A 22,082-nucleotide genomic window follows, 5' to 3' on the forward strand; every position below is an offset into this window, starting at 1 on the left:
CTGGCTCGCGTTCCCGCTTCTCTCTCGCGCAACGCATGGAGCCACATCATCATGAGCATCACCGCCGACCGTCCCACCACCACCTTCTCCTTCCCCACCGGTTCCGGTGGCGCCGCGGACATCGCGTCCCGGATGCCCCGCCGGCACACCGTCGTCACCGGCGACGGGATGGCCGGGGTCATGCAGATCGCCTCGGCGCTGCAGAGCTGCGGCCGCACGCTGCGCGAGTTCTGCGTCGACGTCCGTGAGGGCGTCGCCTACAGCTCGGTCACCTGCACCATGTCGATGACCCCCGACGAGGCCGACGACTTCTCCCGCGGCATGGGCGCGATGTCCTGCGTCATGGCGGTCGACCCGTACTGAGCCGCACGGCGGTCGACCTGCACTGAGCCGCACGGCGGTCGTACGGCAGCCGCGCGACGCGGCCCCGCTACGACCGTGAGCTGCGGCTGCGGGCCGCGTCGAGCATCTCCGCCCGGTCGGCGATCTTGACCCGGTCGGTGCCGCCGCGCCGCTCCCCCAGTGCGAGCTCGGCGGCGTCGAGACGCAGCCAGTCCTCCCACAGCACGGGGTCGACGCCGTAGGAGCGCATCCGCTCCACGACGGCGTCGCCACCCGGCCGCGGCGGCGTCGCCAGGGCCGGCAGGTCGGCCAGCACCGACTCCGCGGTCTGCGCGCCGTCGCCCTTGTTGGTGCCGATCACCCCGGTCGGGCCCCGCTTGATCCACCCGGCCACGTAGCTGCCGCGCACCGGCTCCCCGCCGAGCAGCACCCGTCCCGCCTCGTGCGGGACGGTGCCGGTGGCCGCGTCGAACGGCAACCCCTCGATGGGCTCGCCCGCGTAGCCGATGGCCCGCACGACCAGGCCCGCCTCCAGGGTCTCCCGCTCCCCCGTGCCACGCACCCGGCCGTCGTCGCCGAGGGCGTTGCGTTCGATCTCGACGGCGCCGACCCGGCCGGTGCCGTCGTCGACGAGCCGGACCGGGGACCGCAGGAACCGCAGGTGGATCCGCCGGGGCGCGCCGGTGGAGGAACGGCCGGCCCACTCGGTGAGCATCTCGATGTTCTGGCGCATCCGGCGTTCCTCCGGCTCGGCGACGCCCGCGGCGAGCAGGCCGTCGTCGTGCACCACGACGTCGACGTCGTCGAGGCCGCCGAGACCGCGCAGCTCGGCGGGGGTGAACTTCACGTGCAGCGGGTCGCGCCGGACCAGTACGTGCACGTCGGTGACCGCGCTCTCCCGCAGCGCGTCGAGCACCGCGTCGTGCGCGTCGGTGGCGGCGAGGTCGTCGGCGGGGCGAGCCAGGACCCGCGCGACGTCGACGGCGACGTTCCCCGCGCCGACCACGACCACGCCGGGGCGGTCGAGCAGCGGGCCGGGACCGACCGCGTCGGGGTGCCCGCAGTACCAGGACACGAACGCGCCGGACCCGACCGAGCCCGCGAGGTCCTCCCCCGGGACGCCGAGGTCGCGGTCGACCGCGCTGCCCGTCGCGTGCACGACGGCGTGGTAGTGCTCCCGCAGCGCCTCCCCCGGGATGCCGCCGGGGCCGACGTGGACGTTGCCGAGGAACCGGACGCGGTCGCTGTCGTCGAAGGTCTTCACCAGGGCCCGGATGACCGACTTCATCTTCACGTGGTCGGGGGCGACGCCGTAGCGGACCAGACCGTAGGGCGCGGGCAGCCGGTCGATCACGTCGACGTGCACCGACGGGTCACCCGCCAGCAGCGCCTCGGCCGTGTACAGGCCGGACGGTCCGGACCCGATGACGGCGATCCGGTGGGGTCGTGGGGCGGGGACCTGCGGGGTCGACACGTGCGCACCTCCGAGCCGGGGACGGTGACGACGCTAACAGCGATGACCCGTCCGGGCGATCATCGGCGCAGCGCGGTGCCGACGGCGCGCACCGCGGTCCGCCCGTCGGGCAGCAGCAGCTCCGTGCCCAGGGTGCGGAAGCGGCGGCCGTCGCGGATCGCGACGGTGCGGGCCCGCAGCCGGTCGGTGACCTGCACCGGGCGCAGGAACTCCACCGTCGTCGACAGCGGCCGGGCGTCCGCGGCGCCGGGGTGCGCGGACTGGGCCGCGGCGGCGAGCCCGGACAGGACCGCGCCGTGGGTGGTGCCGTTGAGGTTCGTCGTCGACGGGCCGGGGGTGAACACGACGTCGCCGTCGGCGTCGCGCTCGAGGTGCTCCGGCCGCAGCCGGGTGGCGTCGAACGGCGGCAGCGCGGCCCGGACGTCGGTGCCGGCGGCGGTGGTGGTCCCCGTCGCGGGCGCGGTCGCGAGCCCGCCGGGGCCCGCGGGGGCACCGGTCAGCGCGAAGGTGGCGACGACGTGCGCGACGGCGACCCCGGTGTCGTCGCGCATCTCGGCCCGGCCGACGCCGACCTCGTCGTCGAGGTGCAGCAGCGTCAGCTCGGCGCGCAGCCACCGCGCGTCCGGTGCGGGCACCCCGGCCACGTCCAGGCGCAGGTCGACGGTGGGCGCGCCGGCGGTGAGCCGCGCGGTGGAGAACACGAGGTAGCCGAGGCCCGCGTCGGCCAGCAGCGCCGGGAGGACCGGGAGGACCCGGCCGTCGGCGGTGCGGACACCGTCGTGCAGCGGGGCGCGCACCACCACGCGCTCCGGCGTCGACGACGGGTCGGGGGCCATCCCGAGACCGGACTCGACCGGCGCGCGCCGCAGCCGCTCCCGGGTGCCCGGTCCGGGCCTGGTCGGCTGCGGCTGCGTCGTGCCGGTCATGATCCCATCGTGCGTCACGCCGGGGGCGCTCCCGGCCCCGGGTCCCGGTACCAGGCGGTGAGCAGCTCGGCCTCGTCGTCGACGGCGCGCCGGTCGGCGGCGTCGAGCGGGGTGAACGGGGTGGTGACGACGCGGCCGTCGCGGTGCTCCCAGGTGCCGGCGACCCGGCCGTGCAGCAGGAACACCGGCGCCGAGCGGGGCCGGGTCGTGGCGAACACGTGATGGCGGTGCTCGGCGGGCACGATCCCGGTGGCCGCGGCGTGCCCGAGCAGCAGCACCGCGTCGTAGGGGCCGAGGAAGCGCACCGGCAGCGGGGTGCCGGGCCCGGGCAGCGGGGCGCGCGGCACGTCGAGCAGCGCGGTGCCGTCCTCGGCGGCGAACGGGCGCAGGTCCTGTCCCGCCAGGGCGGCACGGGCGACGCCGACCGGCCAGCCGGCGAACCGCGCGACGTCCGGCGCGGACGCGGGCCCGAAGGCCCGCAGGTAGCGGCGGGCCAGCGTGGCCCGTGCCGCGGCGGGATCGGGCTCCGGGCCGGGCGCGGCGAGGCCGTGGACGTGGGCGCGCGGGGTCGCCCAGGTACCGGCGGGCGGGACCCGCACGAGCCCGACCCAGTGCTGCACGCCGGGGAAGACACCCGCGGGCAGGCCCGCGTCGGCGAGTGCGGCGGTGATCTCGGCGTGCCGGCGCGGCCCGTCGGCCAGCAGCCCGCCGACGACGCGTGCGGCGGCGGTCATGTCGGCGTCGGTGACGTCGCGGAGCAGCCGCAGCCAGTCCGCGCGCTGCTCGGCGCGGACGGCGGCGGTGAACACCGGGTGGTCGCGGCGGCTGAGCATGTGGATGGTCGAGCGCATCGCCCAGGCCTGTACGACGCGTCCGTCGTGCAGCATCGCGGTCAGCGTGGCCCGCTCGAAGCCGGTCAGCCGCGACCACAGCCCGAGGTAGCCCGACGGGGCGTGCTGGGTCTGCAGCCCGCCGATGCGTTCCAGGGCGCGCGGCACCCTCAGGGCGGCGCGCCCGGTGAGGAGCTGGCGGGCGAGCAGGGCCCGCAGCCGGTCGTCGGCGGTGAGGACGCGCACCCGGCGAGTGTGCCGGTCAGCCCGCCGTCCGGGTGTACCGGTCCGCGGGGCGGGCGAGCCCGAAGCGGTCGCGCAGGGTGCCGTCGTAGGGGGCGGGCGTCCAGGCGTCGCCGAGTGCGGGCAGCAGGCCGTCGACGATCTCGTCCACCCCGGACGGCAGCGCCAGCGGGACCAGCACGAACCCGTCGGCGGCGCGCTCCTCGGCGGCGTCGCGCAGCAGGGCCGCGAGCGCGGCCGGGTCGCCGACGTGGCGCAGCGTCGCCGGGGCGGGGTCGGCGTCGGCGGGGGCGAGTGCGTCGAGCTCGCGCAGCCGCGCGGCGGCGTCGTCGCCCAGCAGGGTCTCGACGTCGAGCAGCACGGTGACCTGCTCGGGGTCGCGCCCGGCGTCGGCGACGGCGGCACGGACCCGGTCCCGGGCCTCGGCGGCTCCGGCGACCGTGTCGGCCGCGACCCGGACGACGTCGGCGTAGCGGCCGACGGTCGCCAGCGCCTCGGTCTCGTCGCCGCGCAGCACGGTCAGGGGCTGCCCCTGCGGCGGGCGCGGTGTGATCGACGGACCGGTCACGGAGAAGAACTCGCCGGTGAAGTCGATGTGGTGGAGCCGGTCGCGGTCGACGAAGCGTCCGGTGGCGGCGTCGCGGATCTCGGCGTCGTCCTCCCAGGAGTCCCACAGCCGGGCGGCGACCTCGATGGCCTCGCCGGCCTCCCGCCAGAGGGAGGCCGCGTCGCGGTCGGCGCGCGCACGGCCGAACAGGTCGGCCTCGGCCTGCGTGCGCGACACGTCGGGCTGCCAGCCGGCCCGCCCGGTGGACACGAAGTCCAGTGTGGCGACGGCCTTGGACAGGTGGAACGGCTCGGTGTGGGTGACCGTCACCGTCGGCACGACCCCGATACCGGGGACGGCGGGCGCGACCCGCGCGGCGACGGCGACGGCGTCGAGGGTGCCGGGCAGTGCGGCCGGGTCGGCACCGGGCGGCCGCAGCGAGTCGGGCAGCGCGACGAGGTCGAGGCCGCCGCGCGCCGCGGTGCGGACCAGGTCCAGGTGGTACGGGGCGGTGAACAGCCGGGCCGGGTCGGCGCCGCCGAGCCGCCACGCGCCGGGGTGGCGCCCCGCCGCTCCGAGTTCGACCGCCAGGTGCAGACGTCCGCTCACCGTGCCTCCGTCGCTCGAGATCAGCTCCTGGGAGGGCCAACCCGCCGCGGGCGCGGTCTGTTCCCGGCTACCCGGCGGCGCGCAGGTCCGCCTCGATCGCGGCGGCGCAGGCGCGCAGCTCGGGCAGGATGTCGGCGCGCAGGCCGTCGGCGTCGTTGCGGGAGGCGTGGGTGGAGACGTTCGCGGCCGCGACGACCCGCCCGGCTCGGTCGTGGACGGGCACCGCGACCGAGCGCAGCCCGGCCTCCAGCTCCTGGTCGACGACGCAGTGCCCGTCGGTGCGGACCCGGTCCAGCTCGGTGCGCAGCTGCTCCGGGGTCGAGACGGTGTGCGCGGTCAGCGCCGCCGGCTCCAGCGCGCCGAGGTAGGAGTCGAGGGTGGCGGGCGGGAGCGCGGCGAGCAGGACGCGGCCCATCGACGTCGCCCAGGCCGGGAAGCGGGTCCCGATGGTGATGGTGACGGTCATGATCCGCGAGGTGGGGACGCGGGCGACGTAGACGACGTCGTAGCCGGTGTGCGGGTCGCCGTCGAGGACCGACACCGACGCGGACTCGCGCACCGTGGCGACCAGGCGCTCCAGGTGCGGGGCCGCGATCTCGGGCAGGCCCATCGCGGACAGGTAGGACCAGCCGAGCTCCAGCACCCGCGGGGTGAGGGTGAACAGCCTGCCGTCGGTGCGGACGTAGCCCTCCTCGGCCAGGGTGAGCAGGAACCGGCGGGCCGCGGCGCGGGTGAGCCCGGTGGCACGGGCGACGTCGGCGAGGGTCTGCTGCGGGCGCTGCGCGTCGAAGGACCGGATGACGGCCAGCCCGCGGGCCAGCGAGCGGACCTGCTCGGTGCGCGGGGCGCCCACGTCCTCCGGGGTGCTCACGCCGGCCGTCCGGCGAGGACGGTGTCGACCAGGTCGGCGGCGTGCCCGGTGCCGTGGCCCTGGGCGCCCGCGGCGAGGTCGAGGTTGCGGGCCATCGCCTCGGGGTGCACCTGCAGCCCCTCCAGGCTCACCCGCAGCCGGGCCGCGGCGCCCGCGGTGACCCGCAGCAGCGCGACGAGCGTCTCCCACTCCGCGTGCCAGGCCCCGGCGGCACGCTGAAACTCCTGCTCGGCGCCGGCGAGCAGCGTCGCGACCAGGCCGGGGGCGCGCTTCGCGGCGCCACGGGCGGTGACGGCCGCGGCCGGGTTGCGCTTGTGCGGCATCGACGACGAGTCCCCCGGCGCGGACTCCGACACCTCGCCGAGCTCGGTGGCGGACAGCAGCACGACGTCGCCCGCGGGTTTGGCGCAGGCCCCGGCGGCGACGCCGAGCGCCCCGGCGAGCTCGCCGATGCGGCTGCGTTCGGTGTGCCACGGCACGCCCTGCGGGGCGAGCCCGAGCCGCGCGGCCAGCGCGTCGGCGACGGCCGGGCCGTGCGGGTGGACGGCCGCGAGGGTGCCCGCGGCGCCGCCGTAGGAGACCGGCAGCGCGGTGAGCACCCGGTCGAGGCCGGTGCGGGCCCGGTCCAGCCCGGTGCACCAGGTGCCGGCGACCAGGCCGAAGGTGGTGGGCAGCGCCTGCTGGCCGAGGGTGCGGGCGGCGCACGGGGTGTCGCGGTGGGTGGCGGCGAGCGCGGCCGCGGCGTCGGCGCAGGCGGTGAGGTCGGCGACGACGCGGTGCCCGGCCCGGCGGGTGAGCAGCATCAGCGCGGTGTCCATGACGTCCTGGCTGGTGGCGCCCGGATGCACCGCCCGCTCGGCACCGGGCTGGATCCGCGCCGCGGCCGCCTTGAGCCGCTTGACCAGCGGGATCACCGGGTTGCCGCCCTCGACCGACTCGGCGGCCAGCGCGTGCGGGTCGACGCCCGCGACGGCGGCGACGGCGCGTTCCACCGCGTCGGCGTCGTGCTCGGTGACCGCGCCCTGCTCGGCGGCGACCGCCGACAGCGCCAGCTCGACCTCCAGCAGGGCGGCGATCCACGCGCCGTCGTCGAGCAGGCCGTCGACCCGGTCGGTGCCGGACAGCGGCCCGAGCAGTGTGTTCGCCATGCGTACAAGCGTACGACCTGCGACCGTCGGGGAGAAGGGACGGCCGGGTCACCCGGGAGGCAGAATGACCCGACGTGCTGACCCACATCCTGCTCGACCTCGACGGCACCCTCGTCGACTCCGCCCCCGGCATCCTCGGCTCGATGCGCCGCGCGATCGACGAGGTGGGCCTGGACGTCCCCGAGTCCGCGCTCGGCACGCACCTGCTCGGCCCGCCGCTCTACCGCAGCCTGCCCCCGATCCTCGGCGACGAGGGCACCGCCGCCGTGCTGCCGGTGTACCGGCGCTTCTACGGCGACGAGGACGGCTGCCTGGACTGCACGCCCTACCCCGGCGTCCCGGACCTGCTGCGTGCCCTGTCCGCGGCCGGCGTGACGATGGCCCTGGCCACCAGCAAGGGCGAGACCTCGGCGCGCAAGATCCTCGCCCACCACGGCTGGACCGACCTGTTCACCGAGATCGTCGGCGACACCCGCGCCGCGGACCGGCCGACCAAGGGCGCCGTCGTCGCCGAGGCGCTGCGCCGGCTCGGGTCGCCCTCGGGTGCGGACGAGCCGCTGATGGTCGGCGACCGGCTGCACGACGTCGAGGGCGCCGCCGAGCACGGCCTCCGCTGCGTCGGGGCGGGCTGGGGCTACGCCGAGCCGGGCGAGCTGGAGGCCGCGGGCGCCACGACGGTGTACGCCTCCGCCGACGAGCTGCGGGCGGCACTGCTCGGCCACTGAGCTGCGACGTCCGGGTGAACCGGGCACCGACGGCCGCGCATCTGCGGCCGTCGGCAGGGGTCGTGTCCTCAGCTGAGGAGCGCTCTCGCGGGCCCGTCCGTTCGGGCCGTGCGCGTCGAACGGACGGGCCGATATACACCGGACATGACGGTCGCCGCGCTCTACCGCTATCCGGTCAAGTCGATGCTCGGGGAGTCCCTGACCCGGGCCACCATCACCGAACGAGGACTGCTGGGCGACCGCGCCTACGCGGTGCTCGACACGGAGACCGGGAGCATCGCCAGCGCCAAGGTGCCCAAGCGCTGGCTCGGTCTGCTCAGCTTCTCGGCCCGGTTCGTCGCCGAGCCGGTGACCGGGGAGCCGCTGCCGCCGGTCGAGATCACCTTCCCGGACGGCTCGGTCCTGCGCAGCGACGACGAGGGCCTGGACACCGCGCTGTCCGCCGCGCTCGGCCGGGACGTGTCGCTGATCTCGGTGCCGCCGGAGGGCAGCTACTTCGAGGAGCTGTGGCCCGACATCGAGGGCCTCACCCCGCAGCAGCTCGCGCCGCGCAAGCTCATCGAGGACACGACGACCCGGCACGAGGACTCCGGCGAGGTCATCAGCCGGTTCGACATCTCCGCGTTCGGGGCGCCGGGCACGTTCTTCGACCTGTCGTCGCTGCACGTCCTCACCGAGTCCACCCTCGACCGGCTCCGTGAGCTCGCGCCGGAGGCGACCTTCGACCCGCTGCGCTACCGGCCGAACATCGTGCTCCGCGCCGACTCCTCCCCCGACGGCGGCCCCGGCTTCGTCGAGAACGACTGGCCGGGCAGCACGTCGACGATCGGCGACGAGGCCCGCGTCACCTTCTCCTTCGCCACCATGCGGTGCGTCATGACGACGCTCGCCCAGGGCGACCTGCCTAACGACCCGGACACCCTGCGCACGATCGCGAAGAACAACCGCATCGAGATCCCGCAGGTCGGCGGGGTCTGGGCCTGTGCGGGCGTGTACGCCGAGGTCGCCGCGGGCGGGGAGATCGCCGTCGGGGACCCGCACACCGCCCCCGCCCCGGCCTGACCACCACCCGCCCGGCCCGGCCCTCCGCACGGACGCCGCACCCCCGGCGTCGCCGCGGGCCGGGCCGCGGGCCGCGCTGAGCCGCGGGGCGGTCGCCGAGATGCAGCTCAGCGGGGATGCGGGGCACCCCCGGCCCCGCTGAGCTGCATCTCGGCGCGGACGCCGCTCCGCATGTGTTCGCATAACGAACGCTTGTGCGTCTGTCGTACGCCGCGTACCGTCGTCGGCGACGGAGGTGCGTGATGGACAAGGTGGTGGCATCCGCCGCGGACGCGGTCGCCGACATCGGCGACGGGGCGTCGCTCGCGGTCGGCGGGTTCGGCATGTCCGGGGTTCCGACGGTGCTGATCGCGGCGCTGCTGGAGCAGGGCGCGACGGACCTGGAGACGATCTCGAACAACCTGGGCGTCGACGGCTTCGGCCTCGGCACCCTGCTCGCCGCCGGGCGGATCCGGCGCACGATCGGCTCCTACGTCGGCAACAACAAGGAGTTCGCCCGCCAGTACCTGGCCGGCGAGCTGGAGCTGGAGCTGACCCCGCAGGGCACTCTCGCCGAGCGGCTGCGGGCCGGCGGCGCGGGCATCCCGGCGTTCTACACCCCGGCCGGGGTCGGGACGCTGGTCGCCGAGGGCGGGCTGCCTTGGCGCTACGCCTCCGACGGCTCGGTCGCCGTCGAGTCCCCGGCGAAGGAGACCCGCGAGTTCGACGGCGTGACCTACGTCCTCGAGCGCGCCCTCACCCCGGACTTCGCGCTGGTCCACGCCTGGAAGGGCGACCGGCACGGCAACCTGGTGTTCCGGCGCGCGGCGCGCAACTTCAACCCGGACTGCGCCGCGGCCGGGCGGACCACGATCGCCCAGGTCGAGCACCTGGTCGAGCCCGGGGAGATCGACCCCGACGCGGTGCACACCCCCGGCATCCACGTGCACCGCGTGCTGCACGTCCCCGGCGCCGAGAAGCCGGTCGAGTTCAGGACGGTGCGTTGACATGGCCCTCAACCGTGACGAGATGGCCGCCCGGGTCGCGGTCGAGCTGCCCGACGGCTCCTACGTCAACCTCGGCATCGGCATGCCGACCCTGGTGCCCGGGCACATCCCCGAGGACCGGACGGTCGTCCTGCACTCGGAGAACGGGATCCTCGGCGTCGGCCCCTACCCCACCGACGACGAGGTCGACGCCGACCTCATCAACGCCGGCAAGGAGACCGTCACCGTCGCCGACGGCGCCGCCTTCTTCGGCTCGGCGGAGAGCTTCGGCCAGATCCGGGCCGGGAAGCTCGACGTCGCCGTCCTGGGCGGGATGGAGGTCGCCGCGAACGGCGACCTCGCGAACTGGGCGATCCCCGGCAAGATGATCAAGGGGATGGGCGGGGCGATGGACCTCGTCCACGGCGCGCGCTCGGTGATCGTGATGATGGACCACGTCTCCAAGGACGGGTCTCCCAAGATCGTCGAGCGGTGCTCGCTGCCGATCACCGGCCTGGGCTGCGTCACGAAGATCGTCACCGATCTGGCCGTGATCGACGTGACGCCGGACGGGCTCGAGCTGGTCGAGACCGCGCCCGGCGTCAGCGCCGACGAGGTGCGGGAGAAGACCGGCGCACCGCTGCGCTGACACCGCCCGCCGGGCGCACCCCCCTCGGTCGCGCCCGGCGGCGGCGCCGCCCTCAGGCGGGCTCGCCCGGCGTGACCGGCAGCCGGGACAGGCCCCGGACCAGCGTCGACTCGCGGTACTCGAGCTCGGACGGCTCGACGGCCAGCGCCAGGTCCGGCCGCTGGGCGATGAGCTTGCCGATCGCCACCCGGCCCTCGGTGCGCGCGAGCTGCGCGCCCAGGCAGAAGTGGATGCCGTGACCGAAGAACACCCCGGACGACGAGTCCCGGGTGATGTCGAGCCGCTCCGGGTCCTCCAGCCACTCCGGGTCCCGGTTCGCCGCGGCGAGCCCGAGCATGACGGTCGACCCGGCCGGGATGGTCACCCCGGAGTACTCGACGTCCTCGCTGGCGAACCGCATCGGGGCGTTCGAGACCGGGGACTCGAAGCGCAGGAACTCCTCCACCGCCGAGGTGATCAGCGACGGGTCGGCCTGCAGCCGGGCGCGCTGCTCGGGGTGGGTCAGCAGGGCGAGCACGCCGTTGCCGATCAGGTTGACCGTGGTCTCGTGCCCGGCGATGAGCAGCAGCGTCGCCATCGCGACGAGCTCCTCGGACGACAGGCGGTCGCCGTCGGCGTCGCTGACGGCGAGCAGGCCGGACAGCAGGGCGTCGTCGGGCTCGGTGCGCTTGTGCTCGATCAGCTCGGCGAGGTAGCCGTTCAGGCTGCCCATCGCGGCGAACTTCTCCTCCTGCGGAGAGTCGTCGACCATCACCGACGACCACGCGGAGAACCTGTCGCGGTCCTCGGCCGGGACGCCCAGCAGCTCGCAGATGACCAGCACCGGGACGAGGAACGCGTACTGGCGCATGAGGTCGACGGGGCCCTCGGCGGGCAGCGCGTCGAGCAGCTCCTGGGTGATCTCCTCGACCCGGGGCTGCAGGTCGTTCATCCGCCGCACGGTGAACGAGCGGCCGACGAGCTTGCGCAGCCGGGTGTGGTCCGGCGGGTCCATCAGGATCATCATCGGGATCGGCGCGGCCGGCTGGCCCTCGCGCTGGTCGGCGGGGAGCGTGTACCGCCAGTCCTTGCTCAGCCGCGGGTCGACGAACGCCGCGCGGACATCGGCGTAGCGGCTGATCAGCCACGCCTTCCCGTCCGGCAGTGCGAGCTCCCGCACCGGCTCCTCGGTGCGCAGGGCCGCGTAGGCGGGGTGCGGGTCGGTCCAGAAGTCGCCCGAGAACAGGTCGTGCGTCTCGGTGCCGGTGGTGGTCAGCGCCATGGGGACCATGGTGCCAGCCATGGGTAAGCGACCGCTTACGTCAGTCGTGTGACCGAGCACACAGCGGGGTCGAGCCCGACGTCGGCCGGGGCCGGGTGGCCCAGGACGACCGACGCGGCCAGCGCCGCCAGCGCCGGGGCGGACTCGATGCCCGACCCGCCCTGCCCCGCGACGAAGAAGAAGCCCGGGTGCTCCGGGCGCGCGCCCAGCACCGGGGCACGGTCGGGGGCGAAGGTCCGCAGCCCCGCCCACGCGGTCCGGACCGACCGCAGCCCGAGCGTGGTCACCGAGCCCACCCGGTCCAGGGCGAGGGCGACGTCGAGCTCCTCGGGCCGCGCGTCGCCCGGCTCGGCCGGGGTCTCGTCGGCCGGGGAGACCAGCACGATGTCCGCCTCGGCCTTGAGGTACCAGCGCTCCGCGGCGTCGGCGATCATCGGCAGGACGGCACCGTCGACGGTGAGCACCGACGGGTCACCGACCGGGCAGGCGGCGATCGTGCGCCGGTACGGGGTCAACCCGGCGCCGGGCACACCGGCCAGCGCCGCCACCGCGTCGGCCCAGGCCCCGGCCGCATCGACGACCACTCCCGCCCGCACCCGGTGCCCGGCGGTCGTCGTCGCGCTCCAGCCGGAGCCGTCCCGGTCCAGCGCGGCCACCCGGGCGCCGCGCAGCACGGTGCCGCCGCGGGCGCGCAGCCCGCGCCGATAGCCGTCGTGCAGGGCCGCGGTGTCGACGTCGCAGGCACCGGCGGTCCACGCGGCCGCACGCGGGGCACGGCGCAGCACCGGCGCGCGTCGCCACGCCTGCGCGGGGTCCAGGGCGACCGGGGCGCCGGGCTCGCCGTGCTGCTCGCGCAGCGTCGTGGCGAGACGGTCGGCGGCCTGCTCGTCGTCGGCGAGGTGCAGGACCGGGCGCGGGGACAGCAGCGGCGGCGTCCCGAGCTGCTCGGGCAGCGCGGCGAACCGCGGCCCGGAGGCGTCGATCAGCGCGCGGAACGGGCCGGAGCCGTGACCGGGGATGTAGGTGGCGGCCGAGCGGGCGGTGGAGTGGACCGGCAGGTCCTGCTCGGCCTCGGTCAGCACGACGCGGGCGTGCGCGGCCAGCTCCCACGCGACCGACACCCCGGCGATGCCGCCGCCGACCACCAGCACGTCCGCCGTCTCCATGCCCGCGACGATAGGTCGGCGGCACCGGGGAAAACCGGTGGCCCCGGCCCGGGCGGTCGTCGTAGCGTCGCCGCCATGCTGATCCGGTTCCTCTGAGCGGCCCGCGGAGTCGACCTCCGCGCCCCCGCCGCCGGCCCGTGACGTCCACCGGGCCCGGAACCGTCGCCGCCCTCGTGCGGCCCTTCCGGCGTCCCCGCGCGTCACCGGCCCTCCGCACCCGGTCCGAGTCCGACCCGATGCTCCGAGGAGGTCGTATGCCCACGACCCGCCACACCCCTGTCCCCACCGCCGACACCGGTCCCGCCGGGGCGCCCACGCCCGCCAACCGCGCCGAGCGGCGCGCGGCGAAGCGCGGCCGGTCCGGCGCCCCGGGCGGCCCGGCGGTACCGCGCACGGCGGGGCCGGCCCCGCAGGCCCGCCCGGCCCACGTCCGCACGGACTTCGCCGCCCGCCGCAGCGGCTGAGGGCACGGGCACGATCACGGATCGGGCACCGGGGACGTCGGCAGGCGACCCTCCGCGTGCCCGATCCGTGATCACTCCCGGCGGTGGGGCCCGGTGCGGGGGCGACGTGGAAGGCTGGACGCCGTGACCGTCACCGTCTGGTGGGCCGCCCCGGCCGATCCCGGCGACCGCGCCGACCTCGTCGCGCTGCTGGACGCCCATGAACGCGAGCGGCTCCGCGCACTGCGCAGGCCCGAGGACCGCGCCCGCTACCTCGCCGCGCACGCCCTGGCCCGGCTCGTGCTCGCCGAGCGGCTCGACGCCGACCCCGCCGCGCTCGTCCTGGACCGGACCTGTCGCTGCGGGGAGCCGCACGGCAAGCCGCGCCTGGCCGGGCGCGGCGACGACCCCGGCTTCTCGCTGACCCACTCCGGCGCGCTGGTCGGCGTCGCGGTCGGGACCGGCCCGGTCGGCGTCGACGTCGAGGCGCACCGCCCGCTGTCCGGCCTCGACGGCCTGGTCCGGCACGCCCTCTCCCCCGCCGAGCTCGCCGCGGGCACGCCCGACGGCACCGGGTTCCTGGTCACCTGGACCCGCAAGGAGGCGCTGCTCAAGGCCACCGGCGAGGGCCTGTCGAGCCCGATGGACGCGATCACGCTGTCCCCGCCGCACGCCCCGGCCCGGGTGCTGGGCTGGACCGGCACCGGCGGGAGCTGGTGGGTCGCCGACGTCGCCACCGGTCTCGACGACCACCCGGGCGCCGTCGCCGGGGCGGGACCGGTGGCCCCGGCCGTCGCCGTCGCCGACGGCGACGCGGTCCTGTCGGTGCGCCGGGGCACGATGCACGGGTGATGGTGAGGTGACCGCGGCGGCCGACCGCTGGGTGCTGCATCTGGACATGGACGCGTTCTTCGCCTCCGTCGAGCAGCTGACCCGGCCCACGCTGGCCGACCGGCCGGTCCTGGTCGGCGGCGCAGGGCCGCGCGGCGTCGTCGCGGGGGCGAGCTACCAGGCGCGGGTGTTCGGGGCCCGCTCGGCGATGCCGATGGGCCAGGCGCGGCGGCGCTGCCCGCACGCGACCGTCCTGCCGCCCCGGTTCTCGCTGTACAAGGCGCTGTCCGAGGAGGTCATGGCCGTCCTCGGCGAGTTCTCCCCGGTGCTCGAGCCGGTGTCGGTCGACGAGGCGTTCGTGGAGCCGCCCGACCTCGTGGGGGCCTCCCCGGACCGGGTGCGGGAGTGGGGCACCCGGCTGCGCGGCGCGGTGCGCGAGCGCACCGGGCTGCCCGCCTCGGTGGGTGCCGGATCGGGCAAGCAGGTCGCGAAGATCGCCTCCGAGCTGGCCAAGCCGGACGGGCTGCGGGTGATCGCCCACGCCGAGCAGGCCGCCGTGCTCGACCCGCTGCCGGTGCGGTCGCTGTGGGGCATCGGGCCGGTCTCCGGCGAGGCGCTGCGGAAGATCGGGATCGAGACGATCGGACAGCTCGCCGCGATGGACGCCCGCGAGGTCGCCGGGGTGCTGGGCGGCGCCGTCGGGTCCGAGCTGCACCGCCTGGCGCGCGGCATCGACGACCGTCCGGTCGCCCCGCGCGGCGCGGCCAAGCAGATCAGCGCGGAGACGACCTTCGACGCCGACCTGACCGCGATGAGCGCGGTGCACACCGCGGTGGAGTCGATCTGCGTCGCCGTGCACCGGCGCCTGGTCGCCGACGGCCGGACCGCCCGCACCGTCACGGTGAAGGCGCGGACGGGGGACTTCACCACCCACACCCGGTCCGAGACGACCCCCTTCGGGACCCGGGACCTGGCGACCCTGGTCGCGGTGGCCCGGCGGCTGGCCGAGGGCGCCGTCGGCGAGGGCGGGGTGCGGCTGCTGGGGGTGTCGGTGTCCGGCTTCGGCGACGAGCCGCCACTGGCGCTGTTCGACGCGGTGCCCTCGGAGAGCGGGTGGACGACGGCCCCGGCCCCCGACTCCGCGCCCGCGGCCGCCGGCCCGGCCGCGGCGGCGGGGGTGACCGTGCTCGACGCTCCCCCGGAGAGCGACGCAGCCACCGGGACCGGCGCGACCGTGGAGCCCGGCGACGTGCCCGGCCCGCTCCGCCCGGACCGGCCCGACCGCGAACCCGACCCGGACCGGCCCTGGCGCGCCGGCGACGACGTCGCCCACCCCGAGCACGGCCACGGCTGGGTCCAGGGCGCCGGGCACGGGCGGGTCACCGTGCGGTTCGAGACCGCGCTCACCGGCCCCGGACGCACCCGCACGCTCGACGCCGCCGACCCGGACCTCACCCGGGCCGACCCGCTGGGCAGCTGGCGGGCCTGAGCCCGGGCCCCGTGCGGGCTCAGCCGATCAGCGGGCTGCGGTGCGGCGGTGCGACGCGGCTGCCCTCGGCGACCCGGGCGCGCAGCGCGGGGGCGGTGCGGGCCAGCCCGTCGAGGACGGCGCCGAGCGCGGCGTCGCCCGCGGGGTCGCCCCCGACCAGCAGCACCGCGGCTCCGGCGGGCCCGGCGGCGGCCCAGGCCCCGATCCGGGCGACGGCGTCGCGCGGTGTGACCGGCTCGACCCGCCACGCCTCGGCGTAGAACAGGGCGGTCGACTCGGCCTGCGGGAAGGCGAAGACCGTCTCGGCCTCGGCCAGCAGGTCGTGCGCACCCGGGCGGGGCGCGTCGTCGCCGGACGGGTCGGTACCGAGCACCACCAGGTCGTGGCTCATCGCATGTCCTCCTCGAGGGTCCGCGCCCTCACCAGTGGGAATCCGCGACGACGGGCAGTTTCCTGGCTCCCGGATCGGCACGCCCTCCCCGGCCTTCCCACCCTCGCGGGCGGTGGCGCCGGTGTGGGGAGGGCACTCCCCGGTGACAGTGGCGGGACCGCGCCGGACTCGCACCGGCTTCCTGTTCCGTCGTCGGCCGGGAGCCCATCACGCGACCGGGTTAGCGGTCAACAGTCCCCCGCCCGGCCACTCCCCGCAGATGGTCGAGCAGGTCGTGCTCGGTCAGCGTCCCGAGCAGCGGCCCGTCCGGCCCCTCCCGCACGGGCAGCGCGGCGCCCCGGTGTGCCGCGAGCACCCCGAGGACGTCGTGCACGGAGCCGCCCGGGTCCAGGGCGGGCAGCTCCGGGTCGGGCGTCGTGCCGTCGGCGGGGCGCATGACCTGGGCGACGACGACCCGGCGCAGCGCCTCGTCGGTCGGGGTGTCGGCGGCGAGGTCGATCCCGCGTCGCAGCAGCTTGAGCGTGTAGATGTTGTCCCGCGACACCAGGTTGGACAGGCCGGTGGCCAGGACGACGGCGGCCATCAGCGGCAGGATCAGGGCGTAGTCGCCGGTGAGCTCGAACACGATGAGCACCGCGGTGATCGGGGCGTGGGCGGCCCCCGCGAACACCGCCGCCATGCCGACCAGGCCGAACGCGCCGGGGTGCAGGTCGAGCGCCGGGAACAGGGCCGCGGCGACGTAGCCGAAGGCGGTCCCGGCGGTGCCGCCGACGAACAGCGACGGCGCGAAGACGCCGCCGGACCCGCCTATGCCGATGGTGAGGCTGGAGGCGAGGATCTTCCCGACGACGAGCAGGAGCAGGAACCCGACGACGTACCGGCCGCCGATCGCGGCCTCCAGCACCGGGTAGCCCACGCCGTACATCTGGGGCAGCGCCAGCAGCAGCGCGCCGAGCAGCAGCCCGCCGACGGCCGGGCGCAGCCACTCCGGGCCGCGCCAGACGGCGTCGCAGGCGTCCTCGACGGCGTAGAGGATGCGGGCGAAGGCCCAGCCCAGCAGCCCCGCGAGCAGCCCCAGCAGCGCGTAGAGCGGCAGCTGGGCGGGGCTGCCCAGGTCGAAGTGCGGCAGGGTCAGGATCGCGCGGTCCCCGGCGATCACCTCGGCGACGACGTTCGCGACCACCGAGCTGATCACCAGCACGCCGAAGGCCTCGGCGCTGAACGACCGCAGGATCAGCTCCAGGCCGAACACCACCCCGGAGATCGGGGCGTCGAACGTCGCGGAGATGCCGCCCGCGGCGCCGCAGGCGACCATCAGGACCAGCCGGGTGGCGGGCACCCGCAGCCACTGCCCGATGGCCGAGCCGACCGCGGAGCCGATCTGCACGATCGGGCCCTCCCGGCCGACGGAGCCGCCGGTGCCGATGCAGATCCCCGACGCGAGCGCCTTCACCGCGGCTACGGTGGCCGGGATCCGCCCGCCCCGGCGCGCGACGGCGAGCATCACCTCCGGCACCCCGTGCCCGCGGGCCTCCGGCGCGAACCGCTGGACCAGCGGGCCGTACACCAGGCCGCCGAGCACCGGGGCGACGAGCAGGAACCAGACCCCCAGCCCGGGCAGGTGCGGCGAGGCGACCCGGCCGGCGTCGGAGAAGTCCTCCCGGCCGGTGACCAGCCAGGTCACGCCGAGGATCAGCTCGTGGAACAGCACCGACCCGATGCCGGCGCCGATCCCGATGACCGTCGCCAGGCCGACGAGCCCCGGCCGGGTGCCGACGAGCGCGCGGTGCAGCGCGCGGACCGCGGTCACCGGGCACCGTCCTCGGCGGGCACGGGCGCGACGGCCCAGTCGGTCTCGCCGACCTCGCCCGCGGCCTCGGCGAAGCGGCGCAGCGCGTCGCGGACCGCGGTGCGCTCGGCGGCGGGCAGCGTCGCGAGCAGCCGGTGCATCTCGGCCCGACGCAGCCGGGTGACCTCGTCGACCAGCGCCCGCCCGGCCGGGCTGAGCGCGACGGCGACCTCGCGGCGGTCGTCGCCGGTGCGGGTGCGCGCGACGAGGCCGCGGCTCACCAGCCGGTCGCACATCCGGGTCGCCGTCGACGCCGACACGGTCAGCGCCGTGGCCAGGTCGGCCGGGCGCCGGGTGCCGTGCTGGGCCAGCACGACCAGCGCGCGGTACTGCGGCAGGGTCACCTCGCCCGCCGTCCCGCCGGCCTGCTCCCCCGCGGCGGCCAGGGATCCGGCCACCACGGAGAGCATCGCCCGGCTCGCGGTCATCACCGCGTCGACGACGTCATCGATCTCGTCCGTCACGCCACCGATCGTTGCACATTGCAAACTTGCAGTGTGCAACGAGTCGTCGGGGTCACCCCCCGACGGGCGCCTGAAGCCCCGCGACGGGCCCGATCACGACGATCGCCGGCGGGCTGATCTCCTGCTCGGTCGCCACCTGCTCGGCGGTCTCCAGCGTCGCGCGGACCGACCGCTCGATGCGGGTGGTGCCGTCCTGCACGATCAGCACCGGGGTGTCGGCCGGGCGGCCGTTGGAGATCAGCGCCTCGGCGAACTTCCCGAGCCGCTCCACGGCCATCATCAGCACGATCGTGCCGGTCATCCGGCCCAGCGCGGTCCAGTCGGTGAGGCTGCGCGGGTCACCCGGCGCGACGTGCCCGGACACGACGACGATCTCGTGCGCGACCCCGCGGTGGCTCACCGGCGTCCCGGCGACGGCCGGTGCGGCGAAGGCGCTGGTGATGCCCGGGACGACGGTCACCGGCACCCCCGCCGCGGCGCACGCCTGGACCTCTTCGAACCCCCGGCCGTAGACGAACGGGTCGCCGCCCTTGAGGCGGACCACGAACTTCCCGGCCCGGGCGTGGGAGATGAGCAGCTCGTTGATCCGCTCCTGGGCCATGGCGCGGCCGTAGGGGATCTTCGAGGCGTCGATGACCTCGACCTCGGCGGACAGCTCGTCGAGGATGTCGCGCGGGCCGAGCCGGTCGGCGACGACGACCTCGGCGCGGGACAGCAGCCGCCGTCCGCGCACGGTGATCAGCTCCGGGTCGCCGGGGCCGCCACCGACCAGCGCGACACCGGCCTGCGGGGGCTCGGCCGACTCGTCGACGACGCCGGCGGCCAGTGCCTCGACCAGCGCGGTGCGCACGGCCGCGGACCGCCGGTGCGCGCCCCGGGCCAGCACGCCGACGGTGAGCCCGTCGTAGCCGCCGGTGGCGGGGGTGACCGCGGTGCCCTTGTCGCCGTCGTCGGCGCGGACGCAGAACACGCGGTCCCGCTCGGCCTCGGCGACGACGGCGGCGTTGGTCGCGGCCTCGTCGGTGGCCGCGATCGCGTACCAGGCGCCGGCGAGGTCGCCGTCGGTCCAGCGGCGGGCCGTCCAGGTGATCTCCCCGGCCGAGGCCATGCCCTCGACCGCCGGGGTGACCTCGGGCGAGACGACCTCGACGACCGCTCCCGCGGCGATCAGGCGGGCGACACGCCGCTGGGCGACCTGTCCCCCACCGACGACGACGGCCCGGCGGCCGGCCAGGTCCAGCCCGACCAGGTACTGCTCGTGGTGCGCGTTCAACGACGTTCCTCTCCCGGACTCCGACGCCCGGCGGTGGCAGCGGTTCCCTGCGCGGGGCCCCCGCTCGACGGCGACGCCGGACGATAGCCGGACCCGCATGTTTCGGAGGAGACCCCGGAGGGCAATCCCACACCCGCCGATCGGGCGGCCACGGCGACCGTGACGCCCTGACCAGCGGTCTTACCGACGATCAGGTGGGCACCGTCGCCGGCGGCGAGCAGTGCGGCGGCCTCTGCGACCGATGAGGTCCCGACGGCCGCAGCGACCCGGGCATCCGGCCGCGGCACCGCGACCGCGGCCAGCGCGGCGGCCGCGAACCCGTGCGGCTCCCGCGGTGCGACGGCCGCCCGCAGCCCCGGTTCCGACGCCCGCCGGTCCAGGGTGGCGACGACGGCGTCGCCGAGCTCCAGCCCGTGCGCGGCGGCGACCCGGTCCAGCAGCGCGCGCACCGCGGCCTCGGTGGTACCCGGCCGCAGCCCCACCCCGACCGTGATCACCGGTTGTGGAGCGGAGCGCTCGGCACGCGGACGCTCCGCTCCACAACCGGTGATCATGCGAGCGTGGCCGGGACGCCGAGGCGGGCCGCCGCGACGAACCGGGCGACGGCGCCGGGCACACCGGCCGGATGGGTGTGCAGGAACGACGCGTGCACCCGGGCGTCGACGTAGCCCTCCGGCTCGCCGCCGCGCCACGCCCAGGCGGGGGCGGCCCCGGCCCGCGGGGTGACCGCGCACCGGTGGAACTCGTGCGCCCCGGCCCGCTCGCCCGCCGCGAACAGCGGCGACGCCGACACCGCGACCGCGTCGCGGTAGCCGAGGGTGAGCCGCGGGGTCATCCCCGCCGACGCGTCGAGGACCCCGCACATCGGCGTCCCGTCGAGGTCGCGGCACAGGTACAGCAGCCCGCCGCACTCGGCGTGCACGGGCGCCCCGGACGCGGCCAGCGCGGCGACCTGCGCCCGCAGCGGCGCGTTGTCCCCGAGCGCGCCGACGTGCTCCTCGGGGAAGCCGCCGGGCAGCACCAGCGCGGCCGTGCCCGCCGGGAGCGCGGGGTCGCGCAGCGGGTCGAAGGTCACCACGTCGGCACCGGCCGCGGTGAGCAGCTCGGCGTGCTCGGCGTAGCCGAACCCGAAGGCCGGGCCCCCCGCGAGCGCGACCACCGGACGTCCCGGGACCGGGTCCGCCCCGAGCTCGGCCGCCGGGTCCCAGACGGGGCCGTCGGGCAGCGGGCGGGCGAGGGCGAGGACGGCGTCGAGGTCCACGTGCTCGGCGACGAGCGCGGCCATTGCGTCCACCGCGGCGGTCGCGGCGGCGCCGTGCTCGGCGGCGGTGACCAGGCCCAGGTGCCGCGAGGGCACCGCCAGCTCGGCCCGGCGCGGGACCGCGCCCAGCACCGGGAGCCCGACCTCCTCGGCCGCGGCCCGGCAGACCTGCGCGTGCCGGTCGGACCCGACCCGGTTGAGGATCACGCCCGCGACCTGCACGGAGTCGTCGAACGAGCGGAAACCGTGCAGCAGCGCCGCCAGCGACCGGGACTGCCCCCGGACGTCGACGACCAGCACCACCGGCGCGCCCAGGGTCGCCGCGACCTGCGCGGTGGACCCGGCGCCGTCGGCGATGCGGCCGTCGAACAGCCCCATCACCCCCTCGACGACGGCGACGTCGGCGTCCCGGGCGCCGTGCCGGGCCAGCGGGGCGAGCCGGTCGGCGCCCTGCAGGACGACGTCGAGGTTCCGGCCCGGGCGGCCCGCGGCGAGGGTGTGGTAGCCGGGGTCGATGTAGTCCGGCCCGATCTTGAAGGGTGCGACCCGGGTGCCGCGCCGCGACAGCGCGGCCATCAGCCCGGTCGCGACCGTGGTCTTCCCGCTCCCCGACGACGGCGCCGCGACGACCAGCGCGCGGGCCGTGGTCACCACTCGATCCCCCGCTGGCCCTTCTGTCCGGCGTCCATCGGGTGCTTGACCTTCGTGGTCTCCATGACCAGGTCGGCGGCCTCGACCAGGGCCGGCGGGGCGTCCCGGCCGGTGATGATCACGTGCTGCTGCCCGGGCCGGTTGACCAGCACGTCGACGACCTCGTCGACGTCGATCCAGCCCCACTTCAGCGGGTAGGTGAACTCGTCGAGCACGTAGACGCGGTGCGCCTCGGTCTCGATCCGGCGGCGGATCTCGGCCCAGCCCTCGGCGGCGTCGGCGGCGTGGTCGGTCTCGGTGCCGGCCTTGCGCGACCAGGACCAGCCCGAGCCCATCTTGTGCCACTCGACGGGCCCGCCCTGGCCGGTCCGCTCGTGGACCTCGCCCAGGGCGCGGAACGCCTCCTCCTCGCCGACCTTCCACTTCGCGGACTTGACGAACTGGAACACCCCGATCGACCAGCCCTGGTTCCAGCCGCGCAGCGCCATCCCGAACGCGGCGGTCGACTTCCCCTTCATCACCCCGGTGTGCACCACCAGCAGCGGCCGGTTGCGACGCTGGCGGGTGGTGAGCCCGTCGGTGGGCGTGACGGACACCTGTCCCTGCGGCACG

Annotated in this window: 23 protein-coding genes and 1 riboswitch; of the genes, 8 read left to right on the top strand and 15 right to left on the bottom strand. The window is 76.4% G+C overall.

All coding sequences use genetic code 11. The features are described 5' to 3' along the window. The first annotated feature begins 51 nt into the window (after positions 1-51). Positions 52-363 carry a hypothetical protein gene (locus DMP17_RS36405; protein ID WP_062396096.1) on the top strand — a complete coding sequence of 104 codons (312 nt, stop codon included), beginning with the start codon at positions 52-54 and terminating at the stop codon, positions 361-363. Between the two features lie 67 nt (positions 364-430). Here DMP17_RS36405 and DMP17_RS36410 read toward each other — a convergent pair whose 3' ends face one another. The 6 genes from DMP17_RS36410 to DMP17_RS36435 form a co-directional block, all read right to left on the bottom strand. Then, on the bottom strand, positions 431-1,816 hold the full coding sequence (locus DMP17_RS36410) for an FAD-dependent oxidoreductase (RefSeq protein ID WP_226366256.1): 1,386 nt from the start codon (positions 1,814-1,816) through the stop codon (positions 431-433). A 59-nt stretch (positions 1,817-1,875) separates the two neighbouring features. Then, complete coding sequence (locus DMP17_RS36415; RefSeq protein WP_226366257.1) at positions 1,876-2,742, bottom strand: PaaI family thioesterase; 867 nt, start codon at positions 2,740-2,742, stop codon at positions 1,876-1,878. Between the two features lie 14 nt (positions 2,743-2,756). Next, positions 2,757-3,818, bottom strand: a complete 1,062-nt coding sequence (locus DMP17_RS36420) for a winged helix DNA-binding domain-containing protein (RefSeq protein WP_226357833.1) — start codon at positions 3,816-3,818, stop codon at positions 2,757-2,759. Between the two features lie 16 nt (positions 3,819-3,834). Then, positions 3,835-4,971 carry an LLM class flavin-dependent oxidoreductase gene (locus DMP17_RS36425; protein ID WP_226357834.1) on the bottom strand — a complete coding sequence of 379 codons (1,137 nt, stop codon included), beginning with the start codon at positions 4,969-4,971 and terminating at the stop codon, positions 3,835-3,837. 67 nt (positions 4,972-5,038) lie between these two features. Beyond that, positions 5,039-5,842 (bottom strand): IclR family transcriptional regulator domain-containing protein, encoded by an 804-nt coding sequence (locus DMP17_RS36430; RefSeq protein WP_226357835.1) that lies wholly within the window; start codon positions 5,840-5,842, stop codon positions 5,039-5,041. Then, the gene (locus DMP17_RS36435; protein WP_226366258.1) at positions 5,839-6,990 is read right to left on the bottom strand and encodes a lyase family protein; all 1,152 of its coding nucleotides are present in this window, start codon (positions 6,988-6,990) and stop codon (positions 5,839-5,841) included. Before DMP17_RS36435 ends, DMP17_RS36430 begins: the two co-directional genes overlap by 4 nt. Positions 6,991-7,064: 74 nt before the next feature. On the opposite strand from DMP17_RS36435, the gene DMP17_RS36440 reads away from it, so the two are divergent. The 4 genes from DMP17_RS36440 to DMP17_RS36455 all read left to right on the top strand — a co-directional run bounded on the left by DMP17_RS36440 (position 7,065) and on the right by DMP17_RS36455 (position 10,391). Then, positions 7,065-7,715 (top strand): HAD hydrolase-like protein, encoded by a 651-nt coding sequence (locus DMP17_RS36440; RefSeq protein ID WP_226366259.1) that lies wholly within the window; start codon positions 7,065-7,067, stop codon positions 7,713-7,715. A 144-nt stretch (positions 7,716-7,859) separates the two neighbouring features. Next, positions 7,860-8,777 carry an MOSC domain-containing protein gene (locus DMP17_RS36445; RefSeq protein WP_226366260.1) on the top strand — a complete coding sequence of 306 codons (918 nt, stop codon included), beginning with the start codon at positions 7,860-7,862 and terminating at the stop codon, positions 8,775-8,777. 242 nt (positions 8,778-9,019) lie between these two features. Next, the gene (locus DMP17_RS36450; RefSeq protein WP_226357839.1) at positions 9,020-9,763 is read left to right on the top strand and encodes a CoA transferase subunit A; all 744 of its coding nucleotides are present in this window, start codon (positions 9,020-9,022) and stop codon (positions 9,761-9,763) included. Position 9,764: 1 nt separating this feature from the next. Continuing rightward, on the top strand, positions 9,765-10,391 hold the full coding sequence (locus DMP17_RS36455; protein WP_337831911.1) for a 3-oxoacid CoA-transferase subunit B: 627 nt from the start codon (positions 9,765-9,767) through the stop codon (positions 10,389-10,391). A 52-nt stretch (positions 10,392-10,443) separates the two neighbouring features. Here the strand turns inward: DMP17_RS36455 and DMP17_RS36460 are convergent, their stop codons facing one another. Both DMP17_RS36460 and DMP17_RS36465 read right to left on the bottom strand, forming a co-directional pair. Continuing rightward, positions 10,444-11,652, bottom strand: coding sequence for a cytochrome P450 family protein (locus DMP17_RS36460; RefSeq protein ID WP_226357841.1), 1,209 nt, complete (start codon positions 11,650-11,652; stop codon positions 10,444-10,446). A 35-nt stretch (positions 11,653-11,687) separates the two neighbouring features. After that, on the bottom strand, positions 11,688-12,818 hold the full coding sequence (locus DMP17_RS36465; RefSeq protein WP_337831912.1) for an NAD(P)/FAD-dependent oxidoreductase: 1,131 nt from the start codon (positions 12,816-12,818) through the stop codon (positions 11,688-11,690). 254 nt (positions 12,819-13,072) lie between these two features. Here DMP17_RS36465 and DMP17_RS36470 point away from each other — a divergent pair, with 254 nt between their 5' ends. From DMP17_RS36470 to DMP17_RS36480, 3 genes are all read left to right on the top strand, one after another. After that, complete coding sequence (locus tag DMP17_RS36470; protein WP_226357843.1) at positions 13,073-13,282, top strand: hypothetical protein; 210 nt, start codon at positions 13,073-13,075, stop codon at positions 13,280-13,282. A gap of 123 nt (positions 13,283-13,405) precedes the next feature. Then, positions 13,406-14,113 carry a 4'-phosphopantetheinyl transferase family protein gene (locus DMP17_RS36475; protein ID WP_226366263.1) on the top strand — a complete coding sequence of 236 codons (708 nt, stop codon included), beginning with the start codon at positions 13,406-13,408 and terminating at the stop codon, positions 14,111-14,113. A 7-nt stretch (positions 14,114-14,120) separates the two neighbouring features. After that, complete coding sequence (locus tag DMP17_RS36480; RefSeq protein WP_337831913.1) at positions 14,121-15,581, top strand: DNA polymerase IV; 1,461 nt, start codon at positions 14,121-14,123, stop codon at positions 15,579-15,581. A gap of 19 nt (positions 15,582-15,600) precedes the next feature. On the opposite strand, the gene DMP17_RS36485 is transcribed toward DMP17_RS36480, so the two are convergent. The 7 genes from DMP17_RS36485 to cobO form a co-directional block, all read right to left on the bottom strand. Continuing rightward, positions 15,601-15,972, bottom strand: a complete 372-nt coding sequence (locus DMP17_RS36485; protein WP_226357846.1) for a hypothetical protein — start codon at positions 15,970-15,972, stop codon at positions 15,601-15,603. Between the two features lie 35 nt (positions 15,973-16,007). Further along, positions 16,008-16,195, bottom strand: a riboswitch (cobalamin riboswitch). Then, positions 16,193-17,782 carry a chloride channel protein gene (locus tag DMP17_RS36490; RefSeq protein ID WP_337831914.1) on the bottom strand — a complete coding sequence of 530 codons (1,590 nt, stop codon included), beginning with the start codon at positions 17,780-17,782 and terminating at the stop codon, positions 16,193-16,195. Its footprint overlaps the riboswitch before it by 3 nt. Then, positions 17,779-18,285, bottom strand: coding sequence for a MarR family winged helix-turn-helix transcriptional regulator (locus tag DMP17_RS36495; protein WP_178372855.1), 507 nt, complete (start codon positions 18,283-18,285; stop codon positions 17,779-17,781). The genes DMP17_RS36490 and DMP17_RS36495 overlap by 4 nt, the downstream gene beginning before the upstream one ends. A gap of 52 nt (positions 18,286-18,337) precedes the next feature. After that, positions 18,338-19,558 carry a uroporphyrinogen-III C-methyltransferase gene (gene cobA / locus DMP17_RS36500; protein WP_226357848.1) on the bottom strand — a complete coding sequence of 407 codons (1,221 nt, stop codon included), beginning with the start codon at positions 19,556-19,558 and terminating at the stop codon, positions 18,338-18,340. Continuing rightward, positions 19,555-20,055 (bottom strand): cobalamin biosynthesis protein, encoded by a 501-nt coding sequence (locus tag DMP17_RS36505; RefSeq protein WP_226357849.1) that lies wholly within the window; start codon positions 20,053-20,055, stop codon positions 19,555-19,557. The genes cobA and DMP17_RS36505 overlap by 4 nt, the downstream gene beginning before the upstream one ends. Before the next feature lie 53 nt (positions 20,056-20,108). Beyond that, positions 20,109-21,473, bottom strand: a complete 1,365-nt coding sequence (locus tag DMP17_RS36510) for a cobyrinate a,c-diamide synthase (RefSeq protein ID WP_337831915.1) — start codon at positions 21,471-21,473, stop codon at positions 20,109-20,111. After that, positions 21,467-22,081 (bottom strand): cob(I)yrinic acid a,c-diamide adenosyltransferase, encoded by a 615-nt coding sequence (gene cobO, locus DMP17_RS36515; RefSeq protein ID WP_226357851.1) that lies wholly within the window; start codon positions 22,079-22,081, stop codon positions 21,467-21,469. Before cobO ends, DMP17_RS36510 begins: the two co-directional genes overlap by 7 nt. Between the last annotated feature and the right edge of the window lies 1 nt (position 22,082).

This window comes from Pseudonocardia sp. TMWB2A (assembly GCF_017312135.1).